The 17,979-nt window shown below is 65.1% G+C and carries 15 protein-coding genes, 1 tRNA gene and 2 rRNA genes; 4 read left to right on the plus strand and 14 right to left on the minus strand.

Features of this window, described 5'->3' with window-relative positions:
- Positions 1-647: ribosomal RNA gene (locus tag B3547_RS20890) — 23S ribosomal RNA — on the plus strand; the annotation flags it as partial.
- A 140-nt stretch (positions 648-787) separates the two neighbouring features.
- Positions 788-902 (plus strand): 5S ribosomal RNA (rrf, locus tag B3547_RS20895).
- 299 nt (positions 903-1,201) lie between these two features.
- Here rrf and B3547_RS20900 read toward each other — a convergent pair.
- The 13 genes from B3547_RS20900 to B3547_RS20960 form a co-directional block, all read right to left on the minus strand.
- Positions 1,202-2,896, minus strand: a complete 1,695-nt coding sequence (locus B3547_RS20900) for an amidohydrolase (protein WP_292966697.1) — start codon at positions 2,894-2,896, stop codon at positions 1,202-1,204.
- Complete coding sequence (locus B3547_RS20905) at positions 2,893-3,804, minus strand: NAD(P)-dependent oxidoreductase (RefSeq protein ID WP_292966699.1); 912 nt, start codon at positions 3,802-3,804, stop codon at positions 2,893-2,895. The genes B3547_RS20900 and B3547_RS20905 overlap by 4 nt, the downstream gene beginning before the upstream one ends.
- A gap of 55 nt (positions 3,805-3,859) precedes the next feature.
- Entirely contained in the window at positions 3,860-4,348 is a 489-nt protein-coding gene (locus B3547_RS20910; protein WP_292966701.1) for a hypothetical protein, read from the minus strand.
- Between the two features lie 881 nt (positions 4,349-5,229).
- On the minus strand, positions 5,230-7,593 hold the full coding sequence (locus B3547_RS20915) for an AAA family ATPase (protein ID WP_292966703.1): 2,364 nt from the start codon (positions 7,591-7,593) through the stop codon (positions 5,230-5,232).
- 120 nt (positions 7,594-7,713) lie between these two features.
- Complete coding sequence (locus B3547_RS20920) at positions 7,714-8,094, minus strand: hypothetical protein (protein ID WP_292966706.1); 381 nt, start codon at positions 8,092-8,094, stop codon at positions 7,714-7,716.
- Positions 8,094-10,739, minus strand: coding sequence for a DUF927 domain-containing protein (locus tag B3547_RS20925; RefSeq protein ID WP_292966709.1), 2,646 nt, complete (start codon positions 10,737-10,739; stop codon positions 8,094-8,096). Before B3547_RS20925 ends, B3547_RS20920 begins: the two co-directional genes overlap by 1 nt.
- Positions 10,736-11,065, minus strand: coding sequence for a hypothetical protein (locus B3547_RS20930; RefSeq protein ID WP_292966712.1), 330 nt, complete (start codon positions 11,063-11,065; stop codon positions 10,736-10,738). The genes B3547_RS20925 and B3547_RS20930 overlap by 4 nt, the downstream gene beginning before the upstream one ends.
- Entirely contained in the window at positions 11,062-11,247 is a 186-nt protein-coding gene (locus tag B3547_RS20935; RefSeq protein ID WP_292966715.1) for a helix-turn-helix domain-containing protein, read from the minus strand. The genes B3547_RS20930 and B3547_RS20935 overlap by 4 nt, the downstream gene beginning before the upstream one ends.
- Before the next feature lie 75 nt (positions 11,248-11,322).
- Positions 11,323-11,904: a hypothetical protein gene (locus B3547_RS20940; RefSeq protein WP_292966718.1), complete on the minus strand. Its 582-nt coding sequence runs from the start codon at positions 11,902-11,904 to the stop codon at positions 11,323-11,325.
- A 612-nt stretch (positions 11,905-12,516) separates the two neighbouring features.
- Positions 12,517-12,846 (minus strand): hypothetical protein, encoded by a 330-nt coding sequence (locus B3547_RS20945; protein WP_292966721.1) that lies wholly within the window; start codon positions 12,844-12,846, stop codon positions 12,517-12,519.
- Positions 12,847-12,855: 9 nt separating this feature from the next.
- The gene (locus B3547_RS20950; RefSeq protein WP_292966724.1) at positions 12,856-13,179 is read right to left on the minus strand and encodes a hypothetical protein; all 324 of its coding nucleotides are present in this window, start codon (positions 13,177-13,179) and stop codon (positions 12,856-12,858) included.
- Positions 13,176-14,414, minus strand: coding sequence for a tyrosine-type recombinase/integrase (locus B3547_RS20955; RefSeq protein ID WP_292966727.1), 1,239 nt, complete (start codon positions 14,412-14,414; stop codon positions 13,176-13,178). Before B3547_RS20955 ends, B3547_RS20950 begins: the two co-directional genes overlap by 4 nt.
- A gap of 189 nt (positions 14,415-14,603) precedes the next feature.
- Positions 14,604-14,677, minus strand: a tRNA-Gly gene (locus B3547_RS20960).
- Positions 14,678-14,861: 184 nt separating this feature from the next.
- Here B3547_RS20960 and B3547_RS20965 point away from each other — a divergent pair.
- Both B3547_RS20965 and B3547_RS20970 read left to right on the plus strand, forming a co-directional pair.
- The gene (locus tag B3547_RS20965; protein WP_125953913.1) at positions 14,862-15,149 is read left to right on the plus strand and encodes a DUF2218 domain-containing protein; all 288 of its coding nucleotides are present in this window, start codon (positions 14,862-14,864) and stop codon (positions 15,147-15,149) included.
- Positions 15,150-15,209: 60 nt separating this feature from the next.
- Positions 15,210-17,327, plus strand: coding sequence for an acetate--CoA ligase family protein (locus tag B3547_RS20970; RefSeq protein ID WP_292966732.1), 2,118 nt, complete (start codon positions 15,210-15,212; stop codon positions 17,325-17,327).
- A 63-nt stretch (positions 17,328-17,390) separates the two neighbouring features.
- Here B3547_RS20970 and B3547_RS20975 read toward each other — a convergent pair whose 3' ends face one another.
- On the minus strand, positions 17,391-17,927 hold the full coding sequence (locus B3547_RS20975; protein WP_292966735.1) for an adenine phosphoribosyltransferase: 537 nt from the start codon (positions 17,925-17,927) through the stop codon (positions 17,391-17,393).
- Positions 17,928-17,979 lie beyond the last annotated feature (52 nt).

A 17,979-nucleotide genomic window follows, 5' to 3' on the forward strand; every position in this document is an offset into this window, starting at 1 on the left:
GTGGAGCCATAGGTGAAATACCACCCTGTTGTTTTCTGATGTCTAACCCAGGACCGTTAGCCGGTTCGGGGACCCTCTGTGGCGGGTAGTTTGACTGGGGCGGTCGCCTCCTAAAGAGTAACGGAGGCGCGCGATGGTAGGCTCAGGCCGGTTGGAAACCGGCTGTTAGAGTGCAATGGCATAAGCCTGCCTGACTGCGAGATTGACGAATCGAGCAGAGACGAAAGTCGGTCATAGTGATCCGGTGGTCCCTCGTGGAAGGGCCATCGCTCAACGGATAAAAGGTACGCCGGGGATAACAGGCTGATGATTCCCAAGAGCTCATATCGACGGAATCGTTTGGCACCTCGATGTCGGCTCATCACATCCTNNGGTCCCTATCTGCCGTGGGCGTCGATACTTGAGAGGAGTTGCCCCTAGTACGAGAGGACCGGGGTGAACATGCCTCTGGTGTACCTGTCATTCCGCCAGGAGTGCAGCAGGGTAGCTATGCATGGACGGGATAACCGCTGAAAGCATCTAAGCGGGAAGCCTCCCTCAAGATAAGGTATCTTCGAGTCGTGATAGACCATCACGTTGATAGGCCGGGTGTGGAAGTGCGGTAACGCATGAAGCTAACCGGTCCTAATAACTCTGTTCATGCTTGAGAATCCCGCCATCAATGACAGGCCTGCCCTTGCAGGTCCCGTCCAACGATGTCGGACGATACCAGCCAACTTAACAACATCGCAAAATCCATCCCAAAAAGATGGACCCAATGCATCGATACAATCCGTCGGCTCCATTGCCTGGTGGCCATAGCGTCTGTGAACCACCCGATCCCTTCTCGAACTCGGCCGTGAAACCAGTCCGCGCCAATGGTACTAACGCTCAAGCGTTGGAAGAGTAGGTCGCCGCCAGGCATTGAAGCCGACGGATTAATCCAACACAAAAACCCATTCATGATGATCAGACAAAAGCCCGCCTTCCGGCGGGCTTTTTGTTTGCCCGCGTTTCGTGAACCGAAGCGGACTCTTTGTTGCAACAAAGCATCAGGCGATTGCCGAAAATGCACCCGCGTGCATTCGCTGCTGGCGTGCGCCGTAAATCGCCCTAGAACACCCACATCCACCGTTCGCCCGGCGTGGCTTGGGAGAGGATGCGGGAAAACTGCACCGCGCCGGGCGTTACGGGGACATCATCAACGACAGTTCGGCATTGTTCAGCGCTTTTCGGTAGCGCTGCTGGCGTCTGCCTGATCGGCGCTCCAGACCTTGCCGCCGCCAATCCACGTCTCGAGGACCTTGGTGGCGCGTATTTCCGCCGCGCTGGCGAACATCGGATCGGTATCGACAAACACGAAATCGGCACGCTGGCCGGGAGCCAGGCGGCCGAAGCGCTGTTCGGCGAAGCCGGCCCAGGCCGCGCCGCTGCTATATCCGGCAAGCGCGCTGGCCCGGTCGACGCGTTCCTGCGGCTGCCATCCGCCGACAGGCTGGCCCGCTGGATCTTCCCGGCTGATCGCCGCCACGATACCGGCAAAGGGATCGGCTTGTTCCACCGGCGCGTCCGACCCGAAGGCGAGCGTTGCACCCGCCGCCTGGAGGGAATGCCAGGCATAGGCGCCGGTGAGCCGCTGCGGCCCCAAGCGGGCCTCCGCCATCAGGCGGTCCGAAGTCTGGTGCACCGGCTGCATCGAGGCGACGATGCCGTTGCGCCCGAACCGCGCGAAATCGGCCGGGTCGACGATCTGCGCGTGTTCGATGCGCCAGCGACGATCGCCCTTGTAGGTCTGCGACAGATCCTCGATGGCATCCAGCACGGCGGCATTGGCCTGATCACCGATGGCGTGCACCGCGATCTGGAAGCCGTCCATCGCGGCGCGGCTCATCAGGTTTCGCAACTGCGTGTCGGACAACTGGGGCAGCCCGCGCGTGCCGGGCGCATCGGCATAGGGGGCCTTGAGCCACGCCCCGCGCGATCCCAGCGCGCCGTCCATGTAGAGCTTTACGCCGTTGAGACGCAGACGGTCCTGATAGAGCCACGGGGTGGGGCCGGGGCCGGCGATCAGCGCCATCTGATCGACGCCGGCGGCATAGGCCATGATCCGGATATAGAGTTCGTTGCGATCACCGGCGCGGCGATAGGCCTGCCAGTCCTCGATGCTCGTGCCCATATCGGCCACGGCGGTTACGCCGCGCCGGAACAGCAGGCGCTGGGCGGTCGCCAGCGCGACATCGCGGTCGGCCGCGCGCGGGGCGGGGACGACCCGCGCCACCAGCGCTTGCGCGGCATCGACCAGCACGCCGGCTGGCGCGCCGGCGGCGGTGCGTTCGAGATGGCCGCCGGCCGGGTCTTTGGTCTGCGCCGTGACACCGGCGGCTTTCAGCGCCGCACCATTGGCCCAGCCAGCATGGCCATCGACGCGTTCGAGCCAGACCGGCTTGTCGGCTACGACGGCATCGAGTTCCGCCGCTGTGGGAAAGCGCCCCAGTCCCCAGCTTTCCTGATTCCAGCCGCGCCCGATGATCCAGGGGCGATCGGCATGCTCGGCGGCATAGCTCTTGATCCGTCCCAGCGCTTCGGCCAGCGATTTCGTGTCCGACAGATCCAGCGTGAGCGCGGCAAAGCCGAGCTGCATGACGTGCGCGTGCGCGTCGATCAGGCCGGGCAGCATGATCCGGCCCTTGCCGTCGACGTGGTACTGAATGCCCTTGGGAGGCTTTTTCTCGCCGGGCCGGTAGATCGCCTTGATCACGCCGGCATCGTCGAAGACCAGCGCCGAGAACGTCTGGACGCGGCCATCGGGGCCGATGGTTTCGCCGCTGACGTTATCGACCAGCGTATCGGCCAGCGCGAGCGAAGGGGCTGTCGCCAGCAGCAGTGCCGCGATGGCGGCCCGGCGCCCGTGGCTCACGCGGGCGAGCCTTTCTCGCTACCCCTTCTGGGCAGGCGGCGGATCAGCGCGCTGGTGTCCTCGCGCCCGCCGCCCAAAGCCTGCACGTCGGCATAGAACTGGTCTATCAGCGCCGTCGTCGGCACGCTGGCGCCCAGATTGCGGGCTTCCTCGATGGCGAGGCCCAGGTCCTTGCGCATCCAGTCGATGGCGAAGCCAAAATCGAACTCGTCCTTTGCGGCAGTGTGCCAGCGGTTGTCCATCTGCCAGCTTTGCGCCGCGCCGCCCGAAATCGCCTCGAACACCTTGTCGAGATCGAGGCGGGCGATCTGGCAGAAGCGGATCGCTTCGGAAAGGCCGGCGATGGCACCCGCGATGCACATCTGGTTGGCCATCTTGGCCGTCTGCCCGGCGCCGGACTTGCCCACGTGGACCACCCGCTTGGCATAGGCAGCAAGGATCGCGCGCGCCGCGTCCACCGCTTTCGCGCTGCCGCCGCACATGATCGAAAGCGTGCCGTTTTCCGCGCCGGACTGACCGCCGGTGACGGGCGCATCGACGCAGAGCAGTTCCTTGTCGCGTCCTTCCACCGCGATCTGCCGGGCGATCCGCGCGGAAACCGTGGTGTGATCGATGAACAGCGCGCCCCGCCGCAACGTGGAAAATGCGCCCGTGGGGCTGAGCACGACATCGGCGAGATCATCATCGTTGCCAACGCAGGTGATGACGACGTCGGCTCCTTCCGCCGCTTCAGCCGGCGACGAGGCGACACGCGTCGCAAGGCCGGGGTTCGCGGCCTGCCATGCCTCCGCGCGGGTGGCGGTACGGTTGTAGATGGTGAGGCGGTGCCCAGCCTTGCCAAGATGGCGGGCCATCGCGCCGCCCATTACGCCGAGGCCCAGAAACGATACGTTGAGAGGTTCGCTCATGTCCGCCTGTTTAACGGCTTTGGCGGAGGGTTCCAGTCGCAAAGCGCGCGGGGCGTCAGGCGTGCTGCGCCTTCAGGCAAGAGGTCAGCGACAGATAGAATTCCGCGATGGCAGCCAGTGCCTGGTCACTGATGACGGGTGTAGCTCCGTGCCGGGTGGGGACAAGCCCTTGCCCGCGCGCGGCGATGGCAAGATCATGGGCCAGTCTCGTGCCGGGCGAAACCGGCGAATGGCCCGTTGCGAAAGCGCGGACGCGTCCGATCGCGCGCAGGCGCAGGACGTCCACCGGAAAGCGGCTTTCCATCGCCTTGATCCGCGACAGCTTGCGCGCGCTATCGGTGTCACCCTCCGCTGCGGCGCCGTGGCGGGACGGTGCCTCTGAAGGCGGGGCGTGCTCGTCGATAAGGATGGCCAGGAAGCGGTCGAGTTCCTTCAGGCAATTGCCCGCCAGCCGCAGCGCCACGCGCGCGGTACGTTCGCAGCCCGGCATCACGGTGGCATCGCGCGCGGCGCGATCGATCAGAAAACGGCAGCCACGCACCATTGCCCGATGCGCTGCGGAAAGCGCGGCTGCATCGGCCTGGACCCGCGTGGGCGAACCCTTCCGCGAAAGGGACTCAGGCAAGGAGATGGCACCCGGATGGATGGCGACGGTAACGTTCGGTCATGGGGCTGCTCCGATCCAGACGTGCCAGCGGGAGGTTTCATCGTGCCGGCAGTGCTATTTTCGGAACCTGACGGATGCGCCCGCTTACAGCAGTTGCGCGCGGCCGTCCAACGCGGAACTGCGCCATAGTTTGCAGCGGGAATGGATCGGTAGCGGGAACCGCGAAATAGCCAGAAAAGCTTAGATTTTTGCCATTTGTGGACGGAGCATTTCGCAGGATACCCCCAATCATACCCCCAAATGTGCTGGCTAGGCGCATTTCCGGGCGGCTGGAGGGCCGCCCCGCTTACCCCTCCCAAGGCCCGTGCGGAGCAGAACCGGCAATTCGATTCGGGCGCGTTTACCGGCCCAAGAATTGCCGATTAGACCCCCACACCGTACGCGACAAATCGCACCCGGAAAGCCAGCATTTCCCGGCGTCTCAGCAAATGGCAGCTTCCCTGTCAAATCTGACTTGCGGCCAGTTTCCAAGTCATTTCCAATTCACCGGCGCAAAATGACCTTTTATTCTCGTCACTTACGCGCCCTTTTGAGCGGGGAAGTCGTGACTTGAATGTGATTGGCTGGCGGCAGCTCGGATCGACCCAGCCGGGCGGCTGGCGCTTCGCGTTGTGGGATTGCTCTCCGCATGACGGGAACGGCGGGAAATTGGGAACAACTCGCCTAAACACCTGTCAGGCAAAGGCAAATCGTGTTCCCATGAATTGCCGAGCCTGTTCCCCACCACTTTTGCGTGGGAACATGCCGCCAATTAGTTGTCACCTGATGGGAAGGGATACGGCCGGAGAAGGCCTGTTCGATGCGGCACCCTCCGCATGTGCGGCCGCCGCTGATCCTGCCGGACGGCGGGCGCCGATCAGCTCAAGCGCATCAGTTGCAACTACCCGCACCTCATCCTGCGACAACGTACGTGCCTGTCCTGTGTTGGCGTTCTCGCCGTGGTGATCATCCCGCGTCGCAATGTTGCAACGGTCGAGCTGTGCAAGATCTCGGTGGCAGGGATGGGCAAGGCCCTCTCTCCTGATCGTCTCAACGATCGAGCCGAGGTTTTGGTCGGCAGCGAAATACGCTCGGTATCGCCTGTAGTGGGTCTCCAACACCCGGCGGACTGTTAGGGCGACTTTGCCGTGATCCCCCTCGTTCCGATCGACGTAGGCCGTCAGTTCATCAATCATTTTGATGTGCCGTGCCCGACAAAGAGCGTCCAAGTCCACGACAGAGGCCTCCGACCATTGCCCCCCGGTGGCGAAGTCGATCTTGAAGGCCGCGCATGGCGTGCCCACGCAACGGGCCTCGATGTCCAGGAGCAAGTGCTCGTCGTGCGACAGCACGATCATCTGGCGGCATCGGCCGCACAGCTCCTTGATGACCTCGACCGTCATGTACCGGCGATGGCTGTCGTGGCTGCTTAGCGGGTCATCGACCACCACTGTCTTCCCGGCGAGGCCCGTGTCGCTGTCGAGCATGGCGAGGAAGAAGGCGAAGGCGAGCGTTGTCTTGTCCCCGGCCGACAGCGTGTTGCGGAATGAGGGGATTGCGTCCGCCTGCCGCCCCCGTCCGCGCGCGACGGTCTCGCCCTTGATGAGCAACCCGTAGTCCACTTGGCCCGAGTTGCCCTGCATACTGTTGGTGATCTTCGAGATGGTGAAGCTGGCGCCGAAACGCCCGAGGTAGTGATTTACACGGTTGTGGTACTGCGCGGCCGAGGCCTCATTCACGTCCTTGAGCTTCTTCTGGATGTAAGTCCGGGTCTTGCGCGCCCGCGCGTCCCGCTTCTTCGCGCGGAAGTAGGCATCGACCCGCTTCTGGACCCCCGCATCATGCCGGGCGATCCGCTTCTTCACATTGTCGCGGTTCGCCTGGGCGACCGCCAAGTTGGTCGGTGCGGCGGTCGAGACCTTCGCGGCAGCGTCATTGATGGCGACAACGGCCTCGTTGTAAGCGTTGATGAGGTCGGTAGCGGCCGTGAGCTTGGCAGCGATTTCGGAGAGCTCCGCCTCGGCTTCGAGCTTGTCCAGCGGTGACGCGCGCTTCTTGCCGCATAGCGCCTTGGCCGCCTTGTGGGTGTCCGCGATCACGGGGCCAAGCTCGGCCATCTCCGGGAGTGGCTTAACCAGCCGGACGTATTCGCCCCACTTGCGGGCAGCCTCGGCATTGGTCTCGACCTTCGCAGTCAGGCCGGTGCGGGTGTCCTCTCCCAACGCCGCCTCGACCTCGACCCCGAGCTCCCGGACCGCCGCTAGGTGGGCCTTGTAGGTTTCCCCGAAGATTTGCCCGTACAGCGTCACCATGCCGGCCTGATCCACGTCCTCGCGCCCACAGAAGGGGCAGGAATCATCATGGATATGGTCTAAGCCGTAGCCGATCCACTCTTCGGCCTTCTTGTCGAGGTGGAAGCGGGTGAAGTGCTCGAGCAAGCGGTCCCGAGCTGAGGCGTCGATGTCAGCGACGGTACCGGCGAGGACGGCGGCCATGCCGGTCGGGAGAGCGGGGACGGGAAGCTCCTCGAGCTGCTTGAGGGCAGCGATCTTGTCCGCCTGCTGGACCGCCTTCACGGCGCGCTCCGCATCCTCGAGGCGCTTGTCGTAATCGGGGTTGGGCGCCAGCGCGAAGAACTCATCCAACCCCATGTCGGCGGGCTTGTCATCGGCAAGGGCGGTCTCGGACGCCTTCAATTCCGCCGCTGTCTTCCGGTTGATCTCGTTGAAGCGCTCAAGGTGAGTTGCCAGGCGCACCCCGTCGTGCCCGATGATGACCGAGAAGAGGCCACGATCATGGGCGAGCTCAGTCAGCTCTCCCGCATAAATGTTGTCGGTGATGAACGTGGTGTCGAATACCTCGATTGGCGCGCTCTTCGACTTCCACTTGCCATTGTTAAAACGAATGTTGCCGGTCTCAGCGATGAGGGTAATCTCTGGCGCAGCGCCGCCGTTACCCAAGGACTGGCGAGCGAGAATAGTATTAGAACAGCCATCACGCGCAGCACGGAGAACTGAGGTCAATGTCGACTTGCCCCTCCCGTTTGCGCCATAGAACAGCGTCAGTTGGGAGAGCTTGGGGGAGCCGGGCGTGTCAAACGCACGCAACACCCCTACATTGCGAATGACGAACTTGCTGAACATGAATGAACAGCTGACTCGGAATCGAATCGAAGTCAAAGCTGTTCATCAACATTCAGGCACGTCCGCATAAGTTGGCATGGTTGCCTTTGCTGCGCGCGGCTTGCTCACACCCAGCCGCGCCTACGGCTGCAACTCGCTACCGTAGTGCAGCCGCAGCGTGGGAACCGATACCCCAATCAGCTTGGCCACTCTCGCTACCGGCATTCCCCCAAGGATCGCCCGCCGGACAATCTTGCGTGTTGCAGGCGTCGGTGCGTGTCGCCGCCGTCCTTTAGGCGGGCTGGCCACGGTGCTGGGGAAATAGTGCCTTGCGACGGTGTTCACGCAGACGCCCAAGGCCCGTGCGATGGTTGACCAGGTCGCCCCAGCCGCCTTCAATTCGTTCGCGATCAGCATTTGTTCCGGGGTAGGAACGTGTGGCTTTCTGCCGACGCGCTGGCGGGAAGGCTCTGGCCGCGTCTCGAACAGATCGAATTGCGGCGGGCTATCAGGGGCGGCCATCACCAGCCGTCCAGATCATCGGCAAAGGGATCGCCGCCGTAGTCGTATTCATCCGCACCCTGCGCGGCTGGACTATCCATCGGCCAGTCTACCGGCCCGGCTGGAGCGTCGGCAGGCGAAGGGACGGATTTTGCCAGGTCGCTTGCATCCCATTCCAGAATGGTCGCGCGCACCGTGTAGAACCGGGGTGTTTGGTCGCCCACACGTTGCTTGCGCTTGGACCGCCCACCGTCGCCAGGGACAAGGAAACCTTGCTCTTGCAGGACCGCCGCCGCTTCCTTCAGGTCGAAACCGGCAAGAATCTCGCTCCAGCCGCTATCGTGGAACAGGTAGCAGGGCTTTCCCGGCTCAATGTCGTGCAAATAGCCCAGCGTGGATAGCGAGCGGGCCTCGCCTTCGCGGTTGCTGGCTCCGCCTCCACTATCGCCTGCATCGTCCCCATAGAACGATTGCACCTTACCATGGGGAACGCGACCGAAACGGGACTGCCCGGCTTGTATGGCGTTCCGCACCCGCTCCAGAATCTGCCGATGCTCTCGTAGGCCGGTGCGTCCGAACCCAGCCGCCCACGCATTGAAGCAGGCCAATGCCGCCGTCTCTGCCTCCCCAGCTCGCCACGGCACAACACCAAGCGCCGTGGCCATCTCCCCAGCCGCCGCGACCGCAGCGAAGCGCAAGGCCCCGCGATGCACCTGCCCACTATCCCCGCCTTGCTTGGCCTTCCCGGCAAAAGCCTTGGCCAACCGTTTGGCCTCGCCCTCCCAATGGGCAGGATCGGCGACAAGGCCGCGCACGAAGGCAGGCCCGGCATGGCCATAGTGGGCGGCGCAGGCCGCCTTGATCGCATCGGAAAAGGCGGCTGGACTGGCCATGTTGTGCAGGGCTTCCCAAGCCCCGAATCCCGCCCCGGCATCGGCTGGCAGATCAAGCAAGCGCAGCTCTTGCCCGGCCATTGTCCGCTCGCTTCGCTTGGCAGCGCGCATATGGTCGGCAAGGCCGATTTCCCCGGTGCTGCATACCATCACCCGCCATTCTGCCCGGCGGCGCAATGCCCCGGTCTGTCCGGCCCGTGCCTTCCCTTGACCGCTGGCGAGCGCATAGGCCGCATTGCCCGCCTCTTGCGGATCAACAAGCGCCAGCTCGTCAAGGATCAGCAGCGTTTCGGTATGGCCGTGGGCAACGCCCTCCAGGGCGTTCCCGGTTGCCCGCCAGCTCGACGCGAAGCCCAGCGCACCGCCCCCGCCCCACACGCTGCCAGCCGCCATGGCCAGCGACGTTTTGCCGGTGCTGGACGCCCCGCGAAAGTGGAAGCCGCCGCCCTCCATATCGAGCCAGCGCATGATTGGCCCGACAAAGGCCAGCGATATGGCGAATGTCAGCAAATTGTTGCCGGGTGCCAACGCAGCCAGTGCACGCCGCCAGCCGTCCAGACTACCCTTTTCCCGATAGTGTAGCGCAGAGGCCGCCCCGTCGAAATGCACCGGCTCTGCGCCCGGCGGCGCGATCACGGCATGGGGCAGGACAAAGCGGCTGGTATCAACCCAGCCGGTCCTTTCGGCCAAGGTGAGGCGGGCACTATGCGTCACCGCTCGCAGGAAGCGAATGAACCGATCGCTCTGGCCCGTCGCGGAGAGGATCAGCATCCCCGCGCCCGCCAGCTCGGCCCGCACTGCGCCAGCATCGGACGCCAGCGCCGCCCGCTTGACAGTCTTGCGCTTTTCCACCCCGTCGCGGTCCCGGAACCGGATCAGCAAGCCCCAATCGCCGCCTTCGCCGTCTCGCGCCTCGCCCATGATGTCGAATGGATCGGACAGCCGCACCGCCCGCGCTTCCGCGCCATCCTTGCCCGGCTCCAGCCAATAGAGGCCATCGTCATCAAGCGTGTAGCCCGGCGGCATTTCCAGCCGCCCGGTGCTGGCGGCCTCCAGCGCTGCGCCGATCAGCCCCAGCAAGTCGGATTGGGCGAAGCACGGCGGAAACGGATCGGCGCAATCCCATGCGGCTGGTAGCGAGGCGGGGAGCTGGACGATAGCCACCCCTTCGGCCCCAGCCGCCAGAGTGGCCTTGTGGACGGCTTGTGCGGCTTCTCGCCCCGGTGTGTCGCCATCGGGCAGGATTGCCACCCTACGGCCCGCCAGCGCTGCCCAATCGGCCTTGCCAACCGCCTTTGATCCGCCGGACCATGACGCCACCGCGAAGCCGGGAAACAGGCCCGCCGCCGCGTCCGCCGTCTTTTCGCCCTCCACGATCAGCACGGGCGCGGCTGGAGCCAGGGCGAGCCGATCCAGCCCATAGAGCGGGCGAGGAACGGGCGGCGCACCCCAGCGCCAGCCCAGCCGCCCGCCTTCGCGCCAGAGCGTTTGCGGCAGGATTTCCTTGGCCCCGTCCGGCTTGTCGAAACGGCAAACCCAATGGATCAGCCTGCCCGCCGCGTCACGATAGGCCCAAGATGCAGAGGGCTTGCCGTGGCTATTGTGCGAGGCCCGCGCGTCCGGTGCATCGGCGGGCACCGGGCACACCCATTCGCCCTTGGGCTTGGGCGCAGCCTTGCGTTTCGTCTCCGGCACGTCCCCGGCTGGCAAATCGTCCCCAGCGGCAATCGCCTTGGAGACGTTGGCAAAGGGATCATCTGGCTTGTCGTTCATGCCCATGGGGAAACCCCCATCGATTCCGCCAGCCGAATGGCGGCTTCGCGCTGGGGCAGGCCCGAAACGAAGGCGGCGAGGCTCACCAGGTCGCCGCCGCCGTCGCCAGTGGCGAAATCCGCCCATCGCCCGGTGGAGACATTGACCTTGAAGCTGCCCAGCCGCCTGTCAGGGCGCAGCGGGTTGCGAGCAACGTATTCATGCCCTTCCAGCCGCCCTTCTGGCAGCAAGCCCCGCACAACTGCGGCAGCATTAGCCAGGGCGTGGCGATTGACCCGCTCGAAATCGATCCTGCCAGATCGCACGTGCCCGCCGTCGCCGATCATCGGTCGCCCTCCAGCAGCTTGTGCAGGGCATGGGCGGGGATCAGCGTGCGGTTGCCGATCTTGACGGCTTCCAGCCGCCCGGCGGCAATCAACTGATAGAGCCGCGTCCGCCCCAGCGACGTGGCGCGGCTGGCCTCTTTGATCGAATAGGCGAGAGGTGCGCCCGTTGGTGTGTCGTTCATTTCCGAACTCCCTTGTTCATGGGAGTTCGGATCAATACGCACAGTTATGGGGACTGCGACAAATTCCGACTTCGGCTAATTCGCCGAATTATCCGTATCGCCGGAGAGCCAGCTTGATCGCTCCAGGGATTTGCGCCGTTCGCGGCACCATTCCGCGACCACAGCGTCCCGCAATCCCAGCCGCTTTGCGACTTTTCCCACCGCAACCTTTTGCATTTCCCCAGCCGCAATGAGGGCTTCCACTTCCCGCGCGACACCCCACCATGCAAGCGAATGGGGCTTGAGCTTACCGCTCTTGCCGGGCCTTCCGCGACGGCGCAGCGACAATTCCGCTTTGAACGCTAGCGCCGCCTCGTCATCGGCTGGCAACTCGCTACGCCCGAAAATCTCCGCGACCATGCCCAGGAGCAACTTGGCATCCTCGATGGCAGCGGACACTTGGCTAGGCGGCAGCGGGTTTACTACCCCCGGCCCGAAGGCCCCCAGCCTCGTGGCTATCAATTCCGCCGCCCATGCAAGCGTCTCCGCTGGATCGCCTGCCAGCGAATCGTGCAAGGCGTACCAAGCCGTCAGTGCAGGCCCGATTATTTCAGGGTCGGGATCACGCGGAATAGGACCGTCCCAGCGGCTGGGATCAGGCCGGGAATCGTCCGCCATCAATCCCGCTCACCGGCTGGAGGGGGCAGGGGGTAGCCACACGCGCGCGGATTTTCCTGCATCGGGATCGCCCATTTCTGTTCCCATGTTCCCAAATCCGCCCGATGGCTTGGGAACAGGCTCACACACTCAAGAGGCGCGGCTTTCTGCCTGTCTGACATAGCTTGTTCCCATGTTCCCATTGTTCCCTTGTAAATCATCGCTTCCCGAAAGCCGTCCGGAAAATGGGAAAATAATCCGCTGGAAATCAGCCCTCTGCGCGTGATGGGAAACCCGGCCCGCGATAGCGCCCGGATCGGGCTGGCAAGGCCGTGGAGGCGAGGCTGCGCAGCGTTTGGCCGGGCGAAGGCCCCAGCCACCCGGCTCGCCTCTCTCTGCCCGCCTGTTTGCGATCCTCCGGCCGGTCGTCCGGAAATGCGGAGCAGCAAGAAAAAAACCTGCCGATGAGAGGGACTGCGGTCCTACGCCAAGTGCGGCTCTGGACTTTTGACCACCCCCCGTCTGCACCGGGTGCGGCTGGCCAGCAGCGAGGCGGAACCGCCATGGAATGCCGCGCGCGTGTGGCTCCCCCATCCCCTCACCGCCGCGCGCCATCACCGCTTCGCGGCCTGTTCATTCCCCGTCCGATGGCCACGACCGCTTGCCGAAATCCCATATCGCTTCCCATGCGCGAAGGTGTCGCGGGTTGCCGGGATCGAACGGCGGCACATCGGCCCGCAGCTCCAGCGATTGCGCCTGTCGTTCCCTTTCCCGTTCCCCCGGAAACTTGAAGGGGAAGGCTACGGGCTGACTTTCGATCAGCTCTCGCTTTGCCTGCATGTGGGCGCGACGTTCCGCAGCTCGCCCCGAATGTTGCTGGACTTGCCGCGTCGCAGCGGTCGGCAGAATGGCCACGTTCGCCGGGCAGGCCCGCCGCAGCTCGCGTAATGACGGGGTGCGCATGGCCGCCGATCAAGCCGCAAGGCGGCGCAGATCGCCCATGACTGCCGTCCACCAGGTCGCTGGCCAATCGTCGAAATCCTCCCAACGCTTGCGGGCGTATTCGATTTTCCAGATCGCGGCTGGCAGATCGGGCGCAGGTGTGGCGATCAGCACATCCTCCGCCGCGCAGCGCACTTCGGTAAGCCGTTCGGCTTCCGCCTCGATGGCATCCGGGATCGGCGGGCCACCGCGCTCGGCTGATTCGTAGCGTGGCAGCCAGGCGGACCGATGGTGGCTATCTTCCGTTTCGCGGGCGATTTCAAAGGCTACCTGCGCAGCATCCCACTTGCTCATTTCCCTTTCTCCTTCGCACGATTGATCGGCACAACATCCGCGCCCTTGCGCAGCGTATCGAGATGGTCGCTCCACCATTGGGCCATTTCCACCCGCTCTTGCCAGTAAGCGCCCCGCGTATATGCGGCCCGCACCTTGTCGGCGTCGCCATGGGCCAGCGCCCGCTCGATGGCATCCGGGTGCCACTTGCCGCTTTCATTCAGCAGCGTTGCAGCCATCGCCCGGAACCCGTGGGCGGTCATTTCGTCGCTGGCGTAGCCCAGCCGCCGCAGCCCGGCGTTCAACGTGTTCTCGCTCATGGGGCGGGCACGGGTGCGGACGGACGGAAAGACATAGCCAGCCGGGCCGGTGAGGGCGTGAATCTCTCGCAGGATCACCACGGCCTGCCGGGACAGAGGAACGCGGTGTTCCTTCCGCATCTTGGTTTTTTCGGCTGGGATGGTCCAAAGCGCCCCGTCCAGGTCGATTTCATCCCAACGGGCATGGCGCAGCTCACCGGGCCGCACAAATACATGGGGAGCTAGTTGCAGCGCCAGCCGGGTAAGCCCAAGGCTTTCATAGCCGTCTATGGCGCGCAGCAGCTCGCCAACCTTTACCGGCTCAAGGATGGCCGCGTAGTGTGTGACCTTGGGCGTGGCCAGCGCCCCGCGCAGATCGCGGGTAGGATCGGACGCCAGCCGCGCAGTCGCTACCGCATAGCGAAACACCATACCCGCAAGCTGCAACGTCCGGCGCGCGCTTTCCAGCGTCCCCTTGCCTTCGATCTTGCGGACGGCGGCCAGAATGTCGGCTGGCTCAATCTCGCCAATCGGCAGGCTGCCTAGGGCCGCATTCAAGCGGGACAGCAGGTATTCGCTCCGCTTGGCCGTGGCAGGTGCCCAGCCGTCCTGCCCGTCCTTTTTCCGCTTGGCGCAATACTCGGCAGAGATAATGGCAAAGGTGTTCATCGCCTCTGCCCGCTGGCGGACCTTGGCCCGCCGCTTCTCCCGCGACGGGTCTTTGCTGGCGGCGATTTGCTCTCGCGCCTCATCCCGGCGCTTGCGGGCGTCGGCCAGGCTCACTTCGGGATAGGCACCGAAGGCCGCCAGCTTTTCCTTGCCAGCCATGCGGTATTTCAGCCGCCAAAGCTTTCCGCCCGCTGGCGTCACCAGCAGATAGAGGCCCGCCCCGTCAGCGAGCTTGTATTGCTTCGCCGCCGGTTTCGCCTGTCGAATTGCAATGTCTGTCAGCGCCATGGCCTGCCCTCGCATACCCCCAGCGCCGCACATCATACCCCTTGCCTGTTCCGGCTTCCCCCAATCATACCCCCATCGGCAGGTGGCTAGATATGGACGCGGGTGAACGAATGCGGCCTGATATGCCGCTAAATACCGTGGATTTCAGGGGTATGTCCAGACTGATACGGACGCGGCTGGACAGGAAATTGGAGCGGGTAGCGGGAATCGAACCCGCGTATTCAGCTTGGAAGGCTGCTGCACTACCATTGTGCTATACCCGCGCAATCAAGCATCGTGCTCTTGATCGCGGCAGCGACCGTTGTCGCCGCCCTGATACGGGCCGATTGCCACGGCGGGGCGGCGGCGTCAACCGGCGTATTGGCAAACTGGGCGAAGCGCCGGCCCCCTTGTATCCTGGCGATAAAGATATATCTTTGAGCCATCTTAACAAGCGAGGCTTTCTTCATGTCCGTAACCCGCGCCATCGTGCCCACCGCCAGCGCCAGCCGCTATCTCCAGCAGTTGTGCAAGCACTGGAGCCACAAGTTCGACGTTACCTTCGATGCGCATCAGGGGCGCGTGCCGCTGCCGCTCGGCCCCGTCGATCTTGTCGCGGACGAGACGGCGCTTACCGTGACCTGCACCGTTGCCGAGGGCGGCGACGTGGCGCGGATGCAGAAGGTGGTTGCCGATCACCTGAACCGCTTCGCCTTCCGTGAAGGCGAACTGGTGTTCGACTGGCATCCGGCCTGAGTTCCGCCTTTACGCGCCTCCGAATATTGTTATAGAACATAGCTAATTTCGGAGGATGTCATGACTGACGCGAATCTCTCGCACGCCGCCCTTGACCGTTTCCTGCGCCCGCGTTCGGTTGCGGTGGTGGGGGCGTCCGACAAGCCGGGCGCGCTGGGCGCCACGCTGCTCACCAACCTGGCGAACAACGGCTATTCCGGCGCGATCTATCCGGTGAACCCGAAGCGCGAAGAGATCATGGGCTTGCGCTGTTATCCGTCGGTCGATGCACTGCCGGAGGGTGTGGACGTGGCGGTGCTCGCCATTCCGCGCGCCGGGGTGCTGGACGCGGTGCGCGGGCTGGCGGCGCGCAAGGCGGGGGGCGTGGTGATCTTCTCCGCCGGATTCGCCGAAGGGGGTGAGGAAGGGCTGGCCGAACAGCACGAGATCGCCCGGATCGCGCAGGAGGCGGGGCTGGTGGTCGAAGGGCCGAACTGCCTGGGCCTCGTCAACTATGTCGATCGCGTGCCGCTGACCTTCGTGGAAACCAACGCCGTGCCGCCGGGCGATCGCCGCGCGATCGGCATCGTCTCGCAGTCCGGTGCGATGGCGGCGGTGCTGGGGACCATGCTGCTCGCGCGCGATGCCGGCGTGTCCTATTCGGTATCGACCGGCAACGAGGCGGCGAGCGGCGTGGAGGACTATGTCGACTGGATGGTCGATCAGCCCGATACCCATGTGATCGCGATGATCGTCGAACAATTCCGCAAGCCGCAGCGCTTCCTGGCGGCGGCGCGGCGGGCGCGGGCGGCGGGCAAGCCGATCGTCCTGCTGCACCCCGGCAAGTCGAGCGCGGCGCGCGAATCCGCCGCCACGCATACCGGCGCGATGGCGGGCGACTACAAGCTGATGCGGGCGATGGTCTCGCGCGCCGGCGTGATCTTCGCCGAAACGCTGGAAGAACTGGGTGACATTGCCGAGATTGCCGTGCGCTGCCCCGTGCCACCCTCCGGCAACACGGCGGTGCTGGGCGAATCGGGCGCGTTCAAGGCGCTGACGCTCGATCTGGCCGAGGAACTGGAACTGCCGCTGGCCGATCTGCATGACGCGGATTCGCCCGCCCTGCGCGCCGCGCTGCCGCCCTTCGTGCCGGTGAGCAACCCGCTCGACATCACCGCGCAGGGGCTGTCCGAACCGTCGATCTATACCCGCACGCTGGAAGCGCTGCTGGAGGACGACCGCGTCGGCACCGTGCTGGCCGGGATCATCCAGGCCGAGCCAATCACCTGCGCGATCAAGTACCCGCCGATCCTGGCGGCGGTGGACGGCAAGACGCTGACCAAGCCGCTAGTCTTCGCCGGGCTGGACGAAGGGGCGGATGTGCCGGCCGAGCGCATCGCCGCGTTGCGGGCCGCGGGCATCCCCTGGTTCCCGACCACCGAACGCGCCCTGCGCGCCATCGCCCGCCTGACCCACTGGTCCGCGCGCGATCTCTCGGCCACGGACAAGCCGGCCCTGCCGCTGCCGGGGCTGGACGCGGTTTCGGGCGTGGTGCCGGAATACAAGGCCAAGGAACTGCTGGGGCCGCTGGGCCTGCCGTTCCCGGCCGGTCGCTTCGCGGCGAGCGCGGACGAGGCGGTCGCGGCCGCCGACGCGGTCGGCTATCCGGTGGCGATGAAGGCGCAGGCCGCCGCGCTGGGGCACAAGAGCGACGCCGGCGGCGTGCTGCTCAACCTGGCCGACGGCGCCGCGGTGCGCGCGGCGTGGGAGCGCATCCACGATAACGTCGCGGCCTATTCGGCGGCGATCCGGCTGGACGGCGTGCTGATCGAGGCGATGGGCAAGCGCGGGCTGGAAATGATCGTCGGCGCCAAGAACGATCCCGAATGGGGGCCGGTGGTGCTGGCCGGCTTCGGCGGCGTGACGGCGGAGATCCTGCAGGACGTGCGCCTGCTGACCGCCGATCTGACCGAGGAAGCGGTCGTGGCAGAGTTGCTGAAGCTGAAGAGCGCGGCGCTGCTCCAGGGCTATCGCGGATCGCCCGCGCTGGACGTGGCGGCGCTCGCGCGCCTGATCGTTACCGTGGGGCAGGTGCTGCGCGCCGAGCCCGCGATCCGCGAGATCGACCTCAATCCGGTGATCCTGCACCCGGTGGGCGAAGGCGTCGTGGCGCTCGACGCGCTGATGCTGGTCGACTGACCGCCGGAATAGGCGGTAAGGCACAAAGGCCCCGCTCTCGCCGGAGAGCGGGGCTTTCGCGTTTCAGTGCCCGGGAAAATCCATCAGGGCATCCACGGTCACGCCGGCACCGCGCAGCCGTTCAGCGCCGTGGAGATCGGGCAGGTCGATCACGAACAGCGCGTGCCGCACCGCCGCGCCTGCCTGGCGCAGCAGTTCGGCGGCTGCCAGCGCCGTGCCGCCGGTGGCGATCAGATCGTCCACGATGACCACGCGCTGGCCTTCGCGGATGACCGTGGGATCGATTTCCAGCCGGTCGCGCCCGTATTCCAGCGCATAGTCGATGCCGATCGTCTTGACCGGCAGCTTGCCCGGCTTGCGTACCGGCAGGAAGCCCACGCCCATGCGCGCCGCCACCGCCGCGCCGAAGATGAAGCCGCGCGCTTCCATGCCGGCAATCAGTTCCGCGTCTGCCGCGCGGGCGCGTTCGGCCAGGTGATCCACGCAGGCGCTAAGCCCTTCGCCATGGGCAATCAGCGTGGTGATGTCGCGAAACAGGATGCCGGGGGAGGGGAAATCGGGAACCGACCGGACAAGCATCTTGAGATCGTCGGGCGTCATCGGGAAACTTTCGAGGAGAGGTTGCGGGGATTTCGGCGCGATGGGTGCGGCG

This window comes from Novosphingobium sp. UBA1939, from assembly GCF_002336885.1.
In the GTDB taxonomy this organism is placed as follows: domain Bacteria; phylum Pseudomonadota; class Alphaproteobacteria; order Sphingomonadales; family Sphingomonadaceae; genus Novosphingobium.